We start from the raw sequence: 15,624 nt of genomic DNA, 5'->3' as shown, positions 1-15,624 counted from the left end.
CACTCCCGCAGGCCGATGCGCCGGTCGGCTCCCGCGGTGCAGCCTCGTGGGCATGAGCGCACACATCCACTCCGCGAAGGCCGCGGGCGGGTTGTTCGGTTCCCTCGTCGGCGGGGCTGGAGGCTTCCTGCTGATGGAGGCCGTCGGCCACCTCCTCGTCCTCGCACTCGGCCTCGACCGCACGCCGGCCGTCGACGGCCCCCCGCCCATGCCCGTCGCCTTCGTCGTCGTACCGGTCCTCGTGGCCCTCGCCGGTGCCGTGATCGGCGCGCGCCGGGCAGGGCGAGGCCGATGACCCGGCGCACCGGCTCCCGCACGGCTCCCGGCCGGAGACGGTCCGGTAGAGCGTCATGCGGGACTTCGGACGGTCCAGGCTGTAGCTCGTCCGCCCGGACCAGACGATGCGGAGCGGCAGGTCCACGTTGCCCTCGACGGGGCCGGCCGGCTCCTGCAAGCGCTCGGGCAGTCGGCTGCGACAGCGGTCCCGCAGCACCTCGGCGCGGGGCGCGGTGGTACGTACGTCGGGCAGGCGCCCGCCCTTCCCCCGGACACCTCACCCAGTGGGCGCCTAGCGCGTACGGCCTACCCGTGCAGCCCCCGGTGGCGCGACGACGGACCGCCCAGCCGTCCCGAGAACCGGCGCACTCGCGGGCGCGTGTGATCATCACACAGCAGGTCGCGGGCCCGGGCGGCTGTCCCCAGGTTTTCAGGCCTTGCGCCGACCGCTTGCCGACTTTCCTGGCACGTGATCGGGCAGTGCCGAAGGGCTTCGCCGCGCGCCCCGTCCCCACCGCGACAACCCCACAAGCGTACGCGGCGTTCCTCCGGAAGCCCTCGTGGCCACCGTCACCTCGGCGGTGTGACGGTGGCCCTGATCCTGACGCGCACGGAGACCCCGGCACCACAAGCCCCTCGAAGCGGCGCGGCAGCCCAGTACTCCGGCCGCAGGTCGTGACGGGGTCCCTGGTCGTTCGTCAGGCGCCTGACGGGCCTCGTCGACCCTGCCCACCGGCTCATCCGGTCCGAACGGCGCCGTCGCCGCCAGGCACGATCACGCACCGGTCACGACCAGCAGCGCCTCGCATCCCGGACATGAGGGTCACGATCTGCAACTGGAGCATCGAGGCCCCGGTTCGGACGACTTGAGGAAGGATCACCTTGGGGCGATGACTTTGCTCCAGCAGGAGAGTCTGTTCTTCGAACAGCCTGCCGGGCGACCACGTGTTCCGGTCCAGGTGCAAGGCAGAGCACGACGCGTGACAGGAGACTCGTCCGTATGACTGGTTCGGAACCGGCAGCAGATCGCGGCCCGACGACCGGGGTCTGGCCACTGATCCGTACCGAGCGAGCGGCACTGGTGGCCGATCTTGCGGCTTTGTCCGACGACCAGTGGGCGACACCGTCGCTGTGCACCGGGTTGACGGTGCGTGAGGTGCTGGCACACCTCACCGCGGGGGCGAGCCTCAATGCCGTGCGCTGGCTGGCGGGCGTGATCCGCTGCCGATTCGACTTCGACAAACAGGTGGCCATGCGGCTGGCCGAACAGCTCGGTGCGACCCCGGCCGAAACGCTCGAGCGGTTCCGGCGGGTCGTCCCCAGCAGAACCAAGCCTCCCCTCCCCGCCGTGGCGATGCTCGGCGAGACGGTCGTACATGCGGAGGACATCCGGCGTCCGCTGGGCATTCGTCGCGACTACCCGACTGGAACAGTCACGAGGGTGGCCGAGTACTACCAAGGGTCGGATCAGGTGGTCCTTGCCAAGGGACGCATCGGCGACCTGCGACTCGTCGCGGACGACGGCCCGTTCACGACCGGATCCGGGGCACTCGTGTCCGGCAGCACCTTGGCCCTGACGATGGCCATGACCGGTCGCGCCGCGCATCTCGACGACTTGGAAGGCGACGGTGTCGAGCTCCTCCGCGAGCGCTGCGGAAGGGCGTGACGGTGAAGGCGGCGGGCCGTCGGTCCGCAGGGCGGTGGCCGGGCCCACGATGACGTGTTCGTGGACGTGGTGGCGGTTCAACAACAGGACCCCGACCCGTGCCCGGGTGCCGTCCCGCGCGCCGTGAACCTCGCGGGCCCGGGGCCCGCCAGGCGTCGTCGACCGGGGTCAAGGCCCGTGCACCTGCGGAAGAACGAGACGTCTTCGCAGCTCGGAGCGGACTTCGGGATATCCCGGGCCACCACCTGGCGGTACGTCGACGAGACCTGGTCCGGGCCGCTTCTGTCACCGGTTTTCGATCTCGCTCCGGAAGGGGGCGCTTCCGGGAGTGCCCGCCCGTGCGGGGCGCGCCGGAACTCGTCAGGAGCGGCCGTGGCGTCGCGCCAAAATCCAGCGCATGTCTGTTCGGTATCCATCCCCTCTGCGTCCCGGTGACCGCGTCGGCATCACCTCTCCTTCGAGCGGCGTCACGAAGGAGCTGCGCGCGCGCCTCGACGTGGCCATCGGCGATGTCGAGGCCCGGGGATACGAGGTAGTTGTCGGCCACTGCATGGACGGTTCCGGCCATGTCAGTGCCCCTGCGGCCGACCGCGCCGGCGAATTGATGTCCATGCTGACGGATCCCGGCATCAGGGCGGTCGTGCCGCCCTGGGGTGGGGAGACGGCGATCGACCTGCTTCCCCTGCTCGACTGGGACCGGCTGCGCGACGCCGAGCCGACCTGGCTTGTCGGCTTCTCCGACATGTCGACCATCATCACGCCGCTCACCCTCCTCACAGGAACAGCGACCGTGCACGGCAACAACCTCATGGACACGCCCTACCGGGTGCCCGAGGGACTCTTGTCATGGTTCGACATCGCCGCCGCTCCACAGGGGCACCGATTCACCCAGATCCCGCCCAACCGCTACCGAGCCACGGGCTGGGACGACTACCGGACCCGACCCGAGGTGCGCGAGTACACGCTCGACGCTCCCGGCGGCTGGACCAGGCTGGACACCGATGGGGACGTGGAGGTCGAAGGACGCCTGATCGGGGGCTGCATCGAGACCCTTTGCAACCTCACGGGAACGCCTTACCTCGACGTTTCGGCCTTCGCACGCGCCGAGTCCCCGGAAGGACTCCTCGTCTGTGTCGAAGCAGCCGGCGACGACGCCTTCAGCATCTGCAGAAACCTGCACGGGATGCGGCCGGCCGGCTTCTTCGACACGGCGAACGCGATCCTCGTCGGCCGGACCTCGGCACCCGACGCCACCTCACTCACCCAGCACCAGGCCGTTCTCGACGCACTCGGCCCCTTGAACGTCCCGATCATCGCCGATGTCGAGTGCGGGCATGTTCCCCCGTACCTGCCCGTCGTCAACGGAGCACACGGCCGAGTGGTGCACACCTCGACGCGCAGCGAACTGGTCCAGACACTGGACTGACGCCCCGAGCCAGACGCCGCCCCCGCCCCCCGCCGACCGTGGATGCCGAGTCGGCCGTCCGGTTCTCGTCGCCCGAGCCGTTGGGGTCTCCCCTGCCCCGCAGGAGACAAGGCCCGGGGCCGGCGAGGGACACTCAGCCGAAGCACTCCGGCTCTCCGCTCGTCGGCAGCAGGCAGACCCGCGCGTTCTGGGCGCCGGGGCCTTCGACGGCGGCCATCGGCGTGGCGATGTACGTCTCCACGCCCTGCCGGCCGGTCGCGGCGAGGCGCTGCGTCCGGCCGTCCGGCATCCGCATCTCCACGCGGTCGCCCGGCCTGAGGCCCGTGGCGCGAACCCACATCGCCCGGCAGAACTCACCCTGCCGCAGTTCCAAGCGCTGTCCGGCCCTGCCGGTGCGCGCCGCGACGGTGGAGGCCATCCCTGTGCCGCCGCACCCCATCGTCTTCGGGTCCTTGCCCTCGCACGTCACGCCCGTGCAACCGGGATTGCGGATGGCCGGCTCGCCGGCACCCGCGGGCGAGCCGTCACCCCGGGGCACCAGGACCAGCCCGCCCAGACCAAGCAGCACCACCGCGCCGACGGTGGCGCCCGCAGCCCACCGCCGTCGGCGCCGTACTGGTCCCGCGCTCGCGCGCGCCGGGTGCCGGGCCGGCGGCGGGCCGCTGTCGCGGGAGGTGGGCATCCCCAGGGCGGGCCCGGGCGGTGCGGACCGGCCGCTCCAGACCGCGTCGGCCAGTTCCCACAGCACCAGGAGCCGGCCGGGCGGTTCCCCCGCCATCGCGCACAGCGCCTCGACGGCCTGGCGCGGCACCGGCTTCTTCCCGTTGAGGTAACGCTCCCAGGACGACTTGCTGTACGGCGTGCGCGCGGCGAGCGCGGCCAGGCTCAGCCCGGTGGACTCCCTCAGCTCGCGCAGCGCGGCGGCGAGCCGGCCGCACTCGGTCGCCGCGTCGGCCACCGCACTCACCGCCGCAGTTCCCGCCAGGTGTTGGGCCCGACGATGCCGTCGACGACGAGGCGGCGCTCCTTCTGGAAGCGCTTGACCGCCTCCTTCGTGCGCTCGCTGTACAGCCCGTCGGCCGCTCCCGGGTCAATGCCGTGCTCCCGGAGCAGGCACTGGGTCTCGACCACGTCGAAGCCGGTGCTGTTGATGTCCAGCAGCATCTCCCGCGTGGGGCTGTGTCCCGCGCGCAGCTCGCCGTCTTCCCGGCGCACCTCACAGGCGTACGTCTGCCCCCGCCGGTACCCCGTCGCGGAGGGGTCGGTCGCGCCGGAGCCTTCGTTCCGCCACGCACCGGCGACGAGCAGGCCGGCGACGAAGGCAACGGCGACGGCGAGCGCGGCCGGCACGAGCACGCGCCCCAGCGGCACGGGCCGTCTCGTCCACCGGCCGCCCGGTCCGCCGCCGGGCGCCCCGTCCGGCGGCATCCCCTCCCCTGCCGCTTCCCTCTCCGGCTCCACCGCCGCGACGCTGTCGAGACCGGTCGGAGCGGTTTCCCCCGCGGGGTCGCTGCCGGAACCGGGGTTCCCGGCCACAGCGCCGGGGTCCGAAGAGCCGGCCGGTCCGGCGCCCGCTGCGTCCGGGGCAGCGCCGTCCGGAATCCCCGGCTTCCTCCGCGGGCCGGTCGGCGCCGGTGCCCCCACCCGATTCCCCACCGCCACCTCGTGAAGCACGACCAGCCGCGTCGCGTCGGTCCCGCACACCCGGGCGAGCTCCTCCACCGCCCGGCGCGGCACCGGCTGCTTGCCGTTGAGGTAGCGCTCCCAGGAAGAGCGGCTGTAGCCGGTGCGCCCCGCGAGCGCGGCCAGGCTCAGCCCGCTGTGGTCCTTCAGCCGACGGAGCTGTACGAGCAGTTGCCGTTCCCGCTCCCCGAGCCCGGTCGGCAATTCCTTCCATCGGGCCATGTCCCGTCCCCCTTCGTCCACTGCGGGGACTCCGGACGCGAGGCGGAGGTTCCCGCCGGGAACGTCCCACGGCGTAATCCGGACAGGCCGGCCGTCCCACCGTCACCGCATGGGACGCGACGTCCCAGCAGGTCAGACCGGAGGACGTCCCACCCTGCCCCATCCCGGGAGCCGCGTCTGGACCCGCCGAACCTGTCGCGGGAAAGTCGTTGCCACGGAAGCCGGGCGCCACCGCCCCGGCCCGCCAACGGAGGGAACACGACCATGAACCTGCGCAGGAGCCTCGCGCTCTCCACCGCGACCGTGATGCTCGGCGGCGGTCTCGCCCTGGGCGCCGCCCCCGTCGTCTCCGCCGCTCCCGCGGCCCCGGCTCCGGCCGCCGCCCAGGCGAGCTGGACCAACGTCTGGAACGCCAACATCAGCGCGGACTACCTCAGGAGCCACGGCAGGAAGTGGGTCTCGCAGGGCTACAAGCTGCCCCGCGGCACCAACATGGCGCGCGGCGTCTTCACCTGCTGGGGCGGCGGCAACGCCACGCTCAGGGTGCTGATCCTGGACACCGGCAAGTCCGTCACCAAGCAGCACCGGTGCAACGGCCAGAAGCACTACGCGACCGTCGCGTACAGGCGCGGCCAGACCGTCAAGCTCATCCTCAACGGCTCGAAGAACACCCGCCTGGAGGCATGGGCCGGCCGCTGACCCGACTGAGGTGCGGTAGTCAGCAGTCACACGGGGGTGGCCCGTTCCCGGCCCACGTACGGGAACGGGCCACAGGTGTCACACGCGGGGATCCCGCACGGCTGGGGGCCGGCTGTCGCGTGGCGCGCGGACCGTCCGGTCCCGCGCCTGCTGTTCGCCGCGACGCGTCACACCGAGACCGCGAAGCCGACGGTCACGGCCGTCGTCACGGCACTGCGCACGGCGGCGCGCCAGGGTTCCCGGAGGTTCAGGACAGGGCGTCGAGCGGCCGGAGGAAGCGGCGCTCGTACCGCTTGATGCAGCGGGTGTCACGCGCCAGCCGGAACGCCTCCTGGCACTCGGGGTCGGACATGCTGTCCGTGCGGTACCGCTCGTACGCGGCCAGGCTGGGAAACGAGAAGAGGGCGTAGGCGATGTCGCTGTCGCCCTCGCTCGGCAGGAAGTAGCCGTGGTGCGTCCCGCCGAAACGGTTGACGAGCCGGACCCAGCGCCGGCCGTACTCCTCGAAATCCTCGAGCTTGTCGGCGTCGATCTCGTACTTCAGATGAATGGTGACCATGCCCGCATGATGCCGTGTGACGCCGGTCCCAGGTCGACGGTGCTGCCCGGAGCGGCCGGTCCATGGCGATCTGCCCCCGTGGGCCGCCCGGTGTTCCTCCCGCCGGACGCCGGGAGGGACGGCGGCCGGGCCCCGCGCCCGGAGCGGCCGCGACCCGCGGCGTGGGGTCAGTCCTCGGCCCGGCTTCCGTCCCGGACGGCCCCCCGGTCCCGCGCCGAGGCCACGTGTCCGGCAGCCGCCACCACGGCCGCGACGAGCGGTTCCGTGCGGTTCTCCCTCAGCCAGGCGAGGCCCGCCGTCGACGGGGGCAGGTCCGTGACCTCGACGTAGCGGATGCCGGGGCGCGGGAAGAAGTCGCGCGCGGCGGCCGGTAGGAAACACATGCCCCTGCCCTGGGCCACGAGGTGCAGAAGGCCCTCCAGGTCCGAGGCGACGGGTCCGTAGCGGACCGGGGTGCCGTCGGGTCGCGGGTCGGCGGCCCAGAAGTCCCACCAGAGCCGTGGCACCTGCGGCGGGACGTCGATCACCGGGTGGCGGGCCAGCTCGGCGAGGGTGATCCGGTCGCGGTCCACGAGCGGGTCGCTCGCGGGGAGACAGGCCAACCGCGGTTCCGTGGCCAGGTGTCGCACCTCGACGCCGGGCGGGACCGGTGGACGGAGGAAGGCGACATCGACGTCATGGCGGAACAGGGCGTCGAAGTGGTCGGCGAAGTGGAGGCTGCGCACGTCGACCTGGACCAGCGGGTGCCGTTCGTGGAGCAGGCGCAGCACGGCGTGCGTATAGGGCATCGCCGCTTCCGCGCCGATGGTGCCGACGACGAGCCGTCCGGAGAGCCTGCGTGCCTGGGTCGAGGCGCTGCGGCTCAGCCGGTCCATGGCCGCCACCACGCCGCGCGCGTCCGCCACCAGCACCCGGCCCTGCGGGGTGAGCGTCACAGCTCGGCTCGAACGCTCGAACAGCCTTACCCCGAGGCGCCTTTCCAGGTCCCTGATCTGCTGGCTCAGCGCCGACTGCGTGATGAACAACCGGGCGGCGGCGCGCGAGAAGTGGAGCTCCTCCGCGAGGGCGACGAACAGCCGGAGTTGATGGGCGCTCGGCGTCCGCGGGTCGGGACCCGTGGGCGCCGCGCCCCCAGCGGCCGTTTCGCCAGGAACCATGATGAATCCCTTATCGATCGTCTTTCATGTCGCATGGCCACAAGCGATGACATGAACAGAGTGCGGGTGGAAGGCTCGGCTCTCAAGCGACGCCCCGAACGACTCCTCGGTTCCGCAGGGCCGTCCGACCGTTCCTTTCTCGACGACGGGGGCGAAACATGTCCGTGAGACGAGCGATGGCGATGCTCGCCGCCCTCCGCCGGAAGCCGTTCGCCCGGCCCGCTCCGGTGGAGCCCCTCGCGTCCCGCCGGGGACTCCGCGCCGCCGTCCCGTCGCCCTCGTCCGCCCGCCTTCTCCGAGACCCGGGCAGCCCGCTCCCCCACCAAGCGAGGACCTCTCACGCCATGTTCCGCACCGCCAGGAACTCCCGCACCATCGTTCGCCGTACGCCTCGACGCCTGCTCGCCGCGACCGCGGCCTTCCTCTCCCTCTCCTTCACCGGCGCGGCGCTCCCGCACTCCGTCGCGGCCGCGACGGAACCGGCGGGCGTCCCCGTGCCGGTCACGCCCGCGGGCCCCCAGGTGCCCGCGGGGGTCACGGCGGGCGTGGCCGTGTTCGACCGGCAGACCGGAACGTTCACCGAACAGCTCGCCCCGGCCGCCACGTTCCGGTCCGCGTCGGTCGTCAAACTCCTGATCGCCCTCGACTTCCTGTGGAACCGCGACCCCGACACCCTCCCGGTCGCCGACCGTACGCGGCTGGACGCCATGCTCCGCAGCAGTCAGGACGCCGCCGCCGACCACTACTGGTCGGCCTACGGCGGGCCGGCGATCGTCGAACGCATGGTCACGCGGCTCGGGCTCACCGACACCGCTCCCCCACCGGCGGCCTACGAGGGGTACTGGGGCTACACGGCCATGTCGGCCCGCGACGTCGTGAGGACCTACCGGCACATCCTGGAGTCCGCTCCCGCGCCGGTCCGGGACTTCGTCATGGAGCGTCTGCGCCGGTCGACCCGGTGCGCGTCGGACTCCTTCGACCAGCATTTCGGCATCGCCGCCGCGTTCGACCGCCCGTGGGCCGTGAAGCAGGGCTGGTCGGGGAGGTACGCGAACGGGAGCTGCGGCTCCGTGAGCGCCCCCGCGGCTCGTGGCACCGGCGCCTCGGGCCCCGCGCCCGCCGGCGCGGGTGGGGCGAGCGTCGACCTGGACCGGCCGGCGCTGCACACGACCGGCACCGTCGGGGCGGGTGACCGTTCGATCGTGGCCGTCCTCACCCTGCACCCGGACGGCACGTCGTACGGGAAGGCGTACACCGACCTCGGCCGGCTGACCCGTTCCCTGAACGTTCCCGGCGGAACGGCGCCGAAGGGGAAGTGGTACGGGACGTGGGGACAGGACGTCGCCGTCCGGAGGGAACCGGCCGTCGGGGACAACCTGCTGACCCGGCTCCCGGCCGGCGTGGAGGTGCTGGTGGGCTGCCAGAAGAAGGGACAGCTCGTCTCCGTCCCGCCGTACACCAACGACTGGTGGGCGTATCTGCCGCAGTACGGGGGCTACGTCACCAACATCTACATCAGCCATCCGGACGACCAGTTGCCGGACGTACCGCTGTGCACGGGTCAGAAGTGAACCCGGGGATCCCCGGGGAAGGAGTGACGATGTCGCGTACCTGGCGTTCCACCCTCGGTGTGGCCGGTGCCCTCCTGTGGGTGCTGGTGTCCGCCTTCGCGGCGGGCCCGGCCCGGGCGGCGGCCTCGGACGGGCCTCGCGAGGGCGGCGGCCACACCGTGGTCGTGCCACCGGCGCCCCGGGGCGAGGGACCGTCCTCGCGTGCCGTGGCGGCCGTGTCACCGACGGTCTCGCCCTGGGCGGACTACGTGCACACGACGTCGGGCAGCCCCGTCACGTGCGCGCCGGGGAATCTCTGCACCGGGGTCTGGGACCCGGTGGTGGGCACGTACAAGGTCTTCTTCCTCTACCGGTGCCAGCAGTACTCCCTGTCCCACTGGAACGGCGTGGGCCAGGTGGTGAACAACCAGGTCGGCGCCGCCGCGTTCTTCTACGGCCAGAACGGCCAGGTGCTGGACGTCGTCCTGCCGGAGCCCACGCCGTTCACGTACGACTGGACGCCCGTGTGGTCCATCCGGAACTGCTGAGCGGCGCGCGTCGACACCGTCCGGCCACCGGGCGCTCCGCCCGGTGGCCGGGGCAGCCTGCGCGACCACCCGGGGCGGCCCGGCTCCGGCGCGCACACGGCGTGCGTGGAGGGGTTCGAACGGAAGGGAGTGGGGACCGCGTCCCGCACGCGTCCAGCGCTGCCGGGCCCGCGCGACCCCGGGCCGAGCGTCGTCCGGCACTCGTGATCGCGGGCGTCGCGGAACTGAAGACCTGAAAACCTGAAAACCTGAGGAGCGGACGGCGCGCGGACGGTCTCGACCTCTACGGGCAGCATGAAGAACCGGCAAGCACGCGCAACGCCCCGCCCGCGCCCGGCTGACCGCACCGCACACCATGAAGAACACCGGCGCCACTTGCCCCGGCATCGCCGACGCCCCGCAGGTCGGCCTCTCGGACCCGCACGACGTCCTGACCCTCCTTCACCGGGCGCGGGCGGCCCGCACGCTTGAGCAACACCGGGCCCGGTGGCACCGGCGAGCCGCCGATCGGGCATGGGGATCACGATCCGCGACTGGAGCGTCGCCCCATCGGTGAGCCGTTCTCCACCCCACGCGTCAGCACGGGGTGGAGAACGGCTCGCTGATTACGCCCGAACGATGGGTTTGCCGACAAGATCCCCGGCGCGACGGCACGGAACGACAGCGACATATGCAAGCCTCGTGCCGAGGCCCTTCCCATGATCCCCGGTGGACCGGCGAGCGGCGTCGGATGCGGTCCACCGCACAGCCGAGGACGGTCCTCGTACACGACGTACGCGAACGATCCGGCAGCGCGGCGAGCGGCCGCGGTCGGCGCCGGGACCCGCCGGGGACGACGGGAAGCCTCAGCGGTTCATCGGTGGGCGCCGTGATGCCCGCTCGCCTCGGTTCTCCGGCTCGACATCGGGTTCCGAGCCGGTTCTCCCTCGCCGGCGGCAGCGGCCGACCTCCGACAGCCATGCGATCACCATCCGTCCTGACGGCTGGTGGGATCCGTCACCGGGCTGTTCTGCCCGTCATCGGGGTGAGGCCACCCCCAGACGCGACAAGGGGCATCAATGACGTCTTACGACGATACGGAAGCGGTGATCTTCCCGGCCGGGGCCGCGACGCGGACCAGCGCCGCGGAGGCCGCGAGAGAGGAGTGGGACGCCGTTGTCGTCGGTGGCGGCATGGCGGGTTCCATCGTCGCCGAGCAGCTGAGCCAGGCGGGCTACAAGGTGCTGATCCTCGAAGCCGGCCCCGGCAAGGACCTGGACCTCGCCGAGTACGAGTCGTACCTGTCGCGGTTCTACGGCGCGATCGTCAAGGACAACCAGTCTCCGTACCCGTTCAACCCGAACGCCCGGATGCCCAGGAGCACCGACACCATGCCGGTGGGTCCGGAGACGCCCCCGGACGCCTTCTACCTCGTGCAGGAGGACAAGTACTGCACGGACACCACCTTCACCCGGGTCCTCGGCGGCACCTCCATGCACTGGGAGGGGAAGGCGCTGCGCATGCTTCCCGAGGACTTCGACCTGCGGACCAGGTACGGCCAGGGCCTGAACTGGCCGCTCGGCTACGACGACCTGGAGCCCTACTACCGGCAGGCCGAGGCCGAACTGGGCGTGGCCGCCGAAGTCGAGGACCAGGCGTACCTGGGAATGCGCTTCCCCGAGGGATACGTGTTCCCGATGCACCGCATGCCGCCGTCCTATCTCGACCAGGTGGTCGCCCGGGGCGTGGACGGCATGCGGGTCAACCTGGCGGACAACGACTACACCCTCCGGGTACGGAGCTTTCCGCAGGCCCGTAACGGCGTGCCGAACGCCGCGTACGACGGCGGCAAGGGCTTCGTCCCGGTCGGCGCGGTGAGCACGAGCCAGGTGGAGGAGGGCGAGCGCTGCCAGGGCAACACCAACTGCGTCCCGATCTGCCCCGTGCAGGCCAAGTACCACGCGGGAAAGACGCTGGCCAAGGCGCTCCGCAAGGGGAACGTCAAGATCGTGACGCAGGCCGTCGCGTCCAAGGTCGAGATCGACGAGCAGAACCGACGGGTGACCGGGATCACCGTCAAGAACTACCGGTCGCTCGACTCCGACGGCTACGACACGTACACGGTGAAGGGCACCGTCTACGTCCTCTGCGCGCACGCCATCGAGAACGCCCGGCTCATGCTGGCCTCCGGCATGCAGCGCATGAGCCGCAGCCAGCTGATCGGCCGCAACCTGATGGACCACGCGTACCTGCTGTCCTGGGGTCTGCTGCCCGAGCCGGCCGGCACCATGCGGGGCACGTCCTGCACGAGCGGGATCACCGACCTGCGCGGCGGGCGGTTCCGCAGGACCCAGGCCGGATTCGGCGTGGACATCCACAACGACGGCTGGGGGTGGGCGACCGGCTCGCCCTACACGGACCTGGTCGAACTCGTCGACAAGCAGGGCCTGCGCGGGTTGGAGTTGCGCAGGACGCTCGGGAACCGGATCTCCCGGCAGCTCCTGCTGGCCTTCATGATCGACCTGCTGCCCGACAGGAACAACGCGGTCACCGTGGACGACCGGTACAAGGACGCCCTCGGCAACGTGAAACCGGTCGTGTCGCTCACGATCCCGCCCTACACCATGCGGGGCGCCGCGTTCGCCCGCGAACTCGCGAAGGACATCTTCGAGAAGCTCGGCGCCGAGGACTGGACCACGTACGACAAGGACCGCCACAGCGCCGTCGAGCACGAGGGCCAGTGGTACAACATCGTGGGCGGCAACCACCTCGCGGGCACCCACATCATGGGAACCGACCCGGCGAACTCGGTGGTCGACCACACCCAGCGGTCGTGGGACCACGACAACCTCTACCTGGTCGGGCCCGGCAGCCTGCCCTCGATCGGGACGTCCAACATCAGCCTGACCATGGCGGCGCTCGCCTTCCGCAGTTCGGCCCACATCGTCAAGCAGCTGCGTGCCGCGAAGGCGCCGGCCGTCGTCCGCGGCTGAACGGCTCGCGGACCGGCGGGCCGGACGCGACACCGTCCACCGCCACAGTCACCGCCACCGCCACCGCCACCGCCCACGATTGGGGGAACATGTCCGTTTCAGAATCAGCGCCGCCCCGGGGCTCCCGGATCCAGACCATCGAGGAGCTGCACGAGTACCTGTACAAGGGGCTCCAGTTGGAGCATGCGACGCTCCCGCCCTACCTGACCGCGCTCTACTCGCTGCATCCGGGGAAGAACTCGGACGCCTGGCACGTCATCAGGGTCGTGGCCGTCGAGGAGATGCTGCACCTCACCCTGGTCGCGAACGTCATGAACGCCGTGGGCGGGACGCCGGACCTCACCAGGCCGAACTTCGTGCCGAACTATCCGACGCGCCTGCCGTGCGGTCCCGACTACTTCGAGGTGCACCTCCGGCCGTTCTCGCGCGAGGCCCTCGACACGTTCCTGAAGATCGAGAAGCCCGCACAGGCGGACACCGAGGAAGACAGGTTCGTACCGATGGACTGGGCGGCCCTCGGGCTGGCGCCCCACGGCGCGGCGCCGCCTCCGGAGGAACTGGCGGAACTCGAGGAGTCCGGGACGATCCTCGGCCTCGTCCCCGGAGACCCCTCCCAGCGTTTCTCGAGCATCGGCGAGTTCTACGAGGAGATCGTCCGGGGCATCAACCACCTGGAGGACCAGGCCCGTACGGCGGGAAGGACGATCTTCACCGGCGATCCCGCTCGCCAGGTGACTCCCGAGTACTTCTACTCCGGTGGCGGCGACGTGATCGAGGTGACCGGCCGCGACACCGCGGTCGCTGCGCTCACCCTCGTCGCGGAGCAGGGAGAAGGGCTGTACGGCGGCATCTTCGACAGCCAGGACGAAATCGCCCACTACTACAGGTTCCAGCAACTGGACAAGGGAAGGTACTACCAGAAGGGCGACAGCCCGGGCGAGCCCTCCGGCCCGGATCTGAACGTCGACTGGGATGCCGTCTATCCGGTGAAGCCGGACATCAAGCTGGCGGACCTCGCGGGAGACCCGCAGGTCCTGGCGGCGGCCGAGGAATTCAACCGGTTCTACGCCTCCTTCCTGACCACCGTCAATCTGGCCTACAACGGCAAGCCCGACCTTCTGCTGAAGGCGGTTTGGGAGATGTTCCGCATGCGCGACGGCATGAACCGGCTCATCCGCAACCCGCTCACCGGACATCCGGGGAAGAACGCCGGACCGACATTCGAGATCTAGACCGTCACCGTCGAAGGAGGAGGCATCGTGACGCAAGGAACAACCACAGAAGAGAAGCTGCGCGAATTCGTGAAGTTCTCTGCCACCGTGACCGGGTTCAGCGAATTCGACCTGTGGGGAACCGGTCAGGCAGAGGCGTACTACGAGACGGTCGTGAGTCAAGAAGGGGCGGATGTGCTCCAGAAGGCGATGACTTCCGATCCCTGCGCCCTTCCCGCCGATCCGGTCGTGAAGAGCATCATCAAACTCTGGTACGTCGGCGTCTGGTACGGCCCGGAACTGACGGGACGCATGGACGTGGCGGCCTGGACGGCGCCCGGGCGGAGCGGAGCGAAGCCCGCCGTCCCGGATGACAGCATGCCCGAGGGAAGCCGGTCCTGGCAGACCGCGCCCGGACGACAGCGGGCCGGGGAGGACCGCGCGCACGGCGAAGACGGAGGCGAACCCCCGTTCGTCGTCTCCCCCGACGCCTACACCGAGGGGCTGTTGTGGCGGGCGATCGGCGCGCACCCGTCCGGCGCGAAGGCGCCGGGCTACGGGTCGTGGGCCCATCCGCCCGTGTTCGAGGACTCCCACGAGCAAGAGGAGAACGCGTGATGACCGGCACCGTCCCGAACCTGGGTCGCGACAAGGTGTCCCTCGGCGTCACGCCGACACTGTGGTGGAACGACGACTTTCCGCTGATCGACATCGGGATCCCGTTCGAGCAGTGCGTGAGCGAGATGGCGCTCGCGGGATTCCAGGGCTGCAGCATCGGTCACAAGTACCCGACCGACCCCGCCGTGCTCAAGAAGGCGCTCGACCTGCGCGGCCTGAAGGTGTCCGAGCCCTGGGTGAGCACCTACTTCACGGTCGGGGAGAAAGAGCGGACCGTCGAGAATTTCAAGAGGCAGCTGGATTTCCTGGAGAAAGTGGGCGGCCGGGACATCGTGGTCGCCGAATTCGGGCGGTCGTCGCACCTGCAGCCCATCCCGGTCTTCAAGCACCGCCCCGAGTTCACCCACCACGAATGGAAGCTGCTCACCGGCGGGCTCAACGAGATCGGCGAACTGGCCGCCGCCAAGGGGATGCGACTCTGCTACCACCATCACATGGGAACCGGCGTGCAGACGGCCGAGGACATCGACAGGCTGATGGCGGACACCGACCCCGAGCGCGTGCATCTGCTGTTCGACACCGGGCATCTCCGGTTCGCGGGCGGCGACCCGCTCAAGACCGTGGAAAAACACCAGCGGCGGATCAAGCACGTCCACCTCAAGAACGTCCGCCAGGCCGTGGCCGAAAAGGTGAAGAGCGACCACCTGTCCTTCCAGGAGGGGATCCTGCAGGGCGTCTTCACCGTGCCCGGAGACCCGGAGGGTTCGATCGAATTCGAGCCCGTCCTCTCGGTACTGGGGAGAGCCGGCTACGAGGGATGGCTGGTCGTCGAGGCCGAACAGGACCCGGCGACGGCATGCCCGCTGAAGTACGCCACGATGGCCCACGATTACCTCACCGGGGTCCTGGGCTGGTGACGACGGGGACACGCGGCATGCGCCCCGGCCCCCTCATGTCCGCCGTCGGCCAAAGCCCGGGGCCCGTTCCTTCGCCACAGTTCTTCGATCGCCGCGTGCGGGTGACGAAGCCTGTCCCCC

Annotated in this window: 14 protein-coding genes and 2 pseudogenes; 11 read left to right on the top strand and 5 right to left on the bottom strand. The window is 70.8% G+C overall.

All coding sequences use genetic code 11. From position 1 onward, the window contains the following. Window positions 1-52 precede the first annotated feature (52 nt). Window positions 53-295, top strand: coding sequence for a hypothetical protein (locus ACZ6AQ_RS26855; RefSeq protein ID WP_468763117.1), 243 nt, complete (start codon window positions 53-55; stop codon window positions 293-295). Between the two features lie 36 nt (window positions 296-331). Here the strand turns inward: ACZ6AQ_RS26855 and ACZ6AQ_RS26850 are convergent. Beyond that, window positions 332-529: pseudogene (locus ACZ6AQ_RS26850) on the bottom strand (hypothetical protein); the annotation flags it as partial. Between the two features lie 747 nt (window positions 530-1,276). On the opposite strand from ACZ6AQ_RS26850, the gene ACZ6AQ_RS26845 reads away from it, so the two are divergent. The 3 genes and pseudogenes from ACZ6AQ_RS26845 to ACZ6AQ_RS26835 all read left to right on the top strand — a co-directional run bounded on the left by ACZ6AQ_RS26845 (window position 1,277) and on the right by ACZ6AQ_RS26835 (window position 3,368). Then, window positions 1,277-1,942, top strand: coding sequence for a maleylpyruvate isomerase family mycothiol-dependent enzyme (locus tag ACZ6AQ_RS26845; protein WP_468763115.1), 666 nt, complete (start codon window positions 1,277-1,279; stop codon window positions 1,940-1,942). Window positions 1,943-2,119: 177 nt separating this feature from the next. Then, window positions 2,120-2,209, top strand: a pseudogene (locus ACZ6AQ_RS26840) (transposase family protein); the annotation flags it as partial. A 130-nt stretch (window positions 2,210-2,339) separates the two neighbouring features. Next, the gene (locus tag ACZ6AQ_RS26835; RefSeq protein WP_468763113.1) at window positions 2,340-3,368 is read left to right on the top strand and encodes a S66 family peptidase; all 1,029 of its coding nucleotides are present in this window, start codon (window positions 2,340-2,342) and stop codon (window positions 3,366-3,368) included. A gap of 133 nt (window positions 3,369-3,501) precedes the next feature. Here the strand turns inward: ACZ6AQ_RS26835 and ACZ6AQ_RS26830 are convergent, their stop codons facing one another. Both ACZ6AQ_RS26830 and ACZ6AQ_RS26825 read right to left on the bottom strand, forming a co-directional pair. Next, window positions 3,502-4,335, bottom strand: a complete 834-nt coding sequence (locus tag ACZ6AQ_RS26830; protein ID WP_468763111.1) for a helix-turn-helix domain-containing protein — start codon at window positions 4,333-4,335, stop codon at window positions 3,502-3,504. Continuing rightward, window positions 4,332-5,273, bottom strand: coding sequence for a helix-turn-helix domain-containing protein (locus ACZ6AQ_RS26825; protein ID WP_468763109.1), 942 nt, complete (start codon window positions 5,271-5,273; stop codon window positions 4,332-4,334). Before ACZ6AQ_RS26825 ends, ACZ6AQ_RS26830 begins: the two co-directional genes overlap by 4 nt. Window positions 5,274-5,537: 264 nt before the next feature. On the opposite strand from ACZ6AQ_RS26825, the gene ACZ6AQ_RS26820 reads away from it, so the two are divergent. Beyond that, window positions 5,538-5,972 carry a hypothetical protein gene (locus tag ACZ6AQ_RS26820; protein WP_468763107.1) on the top strand — a complete coding sequence of 145 codons (435 nt, stop codon included), beginning with the start codon at window positions 5,538-5,540 and terminating at the stop codon, window positions 5,970-5,972. A 247-nt stretch (window positions 5,973-6,219) separates the two neighbouring features. Here ACZ6AQ_RS26820 and ACZ6AQ_RS26815 read toward each other — a convergent pair whose 3' ends face one another. Both ACZ6AQ_RS26815 and ACZ6AQ_RS26810 read right to left on the bottom strand, forming a co-directional pair. Then, complete coding sequence (locus tag ACZ6AQ_RS26815) at window positions 6,220-6,531, bottom strand: NIPSNAP family protein (protein WP_468763105.1); 312 nt, start codon at window positions 6,529-6,531, stop codon at window positions 6,220-6,222. A 167-nt stretch (window positions 6,532-6,698) separates the two neighbouring features. Then, window positions 6,699-7,688: a LysR family transcriptional regulator gene (locus ACZ6AQ_RS26810; protein WP_468763103.1), complete on the bottom strand. Its 990-nt coding sequence runs from the start codon at window positions 7,686-7,688 to the stop codon at window positions 6,699-6,701. A 344-nt stretch (window positions 7,689-8,032) separates the two neighbouring features. On the opposite strand from ACZ6AQ_RS26810, the gene ACZ6AQ_RS26805 reads away from it, so the two are divergent. The 6 genes from ACZ6AQ_RS26805 to iolE all read left to right on the top strand — a co-directional run bounded on the left by ACZ6AQ_RS26805 (window position 8,033) and on the right by iolE (window position 15,504). Further along, window positions 8,033-9,259, top strand: coding sequence for a serine hydrolase (locus tag ACZ6AQ_RS26805; protein WP_468763101.1), 1,227 nt, complete (start codon window positions 8,033-8,035; stop codon window positions 9,257-9,259). 29 nt (window positions 9,260-9,288) lie between these two features. Further along, window positions 9,289-9,786: a hypothetical protein gene (locus tag ACZ6AQ_RS26800; protein WP_468763099.1), complete on the top strand. Its 498-nt coding sequence runs from the start codon at window positions 9,289-9,291 to the stop codon at window positions 9,784-9,786. Between the two features lie 1,058 nt (window positions 9,787-10,844). Further along, window positions 10,845-12,758 carry a GMC family oxidoreductase gene (locus ACZ6AQ_RS26795; RefSeq protein WP_468763097.1) on the top strand — a complete coding sequence of 638 codons (1,914 nt, stop codon included), beginning with the start codon at window positions 10,845-10,847 and terminating at the stop codon, window positions 12,756-12,758. A gap of 89 nt (window positions 12,759-12,847) precedes the next feature. Next, on the top strand, window positions 12,848-13,990 hold the full coding sequence (locus ACZ6AQ_RS26790) for a ferritin-like domain-containing protein (RefSeq protein ID WP_468763095.1): 1,143 nt from the start codon (window positions 12,848-12,850) through the stop codon (window positions 13,988-13,990). Window positions 13,991-14,017: 27 nt separating this feature from the next. After that, window positions 14,018-14,587 (top strand): hypothetical protein, encoded by a 570-nt coding sequence (locus tag ACZ6AQ_RS26785; RefSeq protein ID WP_468763093.1) that lies wholly within the window; start codon window positions 14,018-14,020, stop codon window positions 14,585-14,587. Then, window positions 14,587-15,504: a myo-inosose-2 dehydratase gene (iolE, locus tag ACZ6AQ_RS26780; RefSeq protein ID WP_468763091.1), complete on the top strand. Its 918-nt coding sequence runs from the start codon at window positions 14,587-14,589 to the stop codon at window positions 15,502-15,504. Before ACZ6AQ_RS26785 ends, iolE begins: the two co-directional genes overlap by 1 nt. Window positions 15,505-15,624 lie beyond the last annotated feature (120 nt).

The organism is Streptomyces sp. NPDC041191 (assembly GCF_055591945.1).
This window is presented reverse-complemented; position numbering and strand designations above follow the sequence as displayed.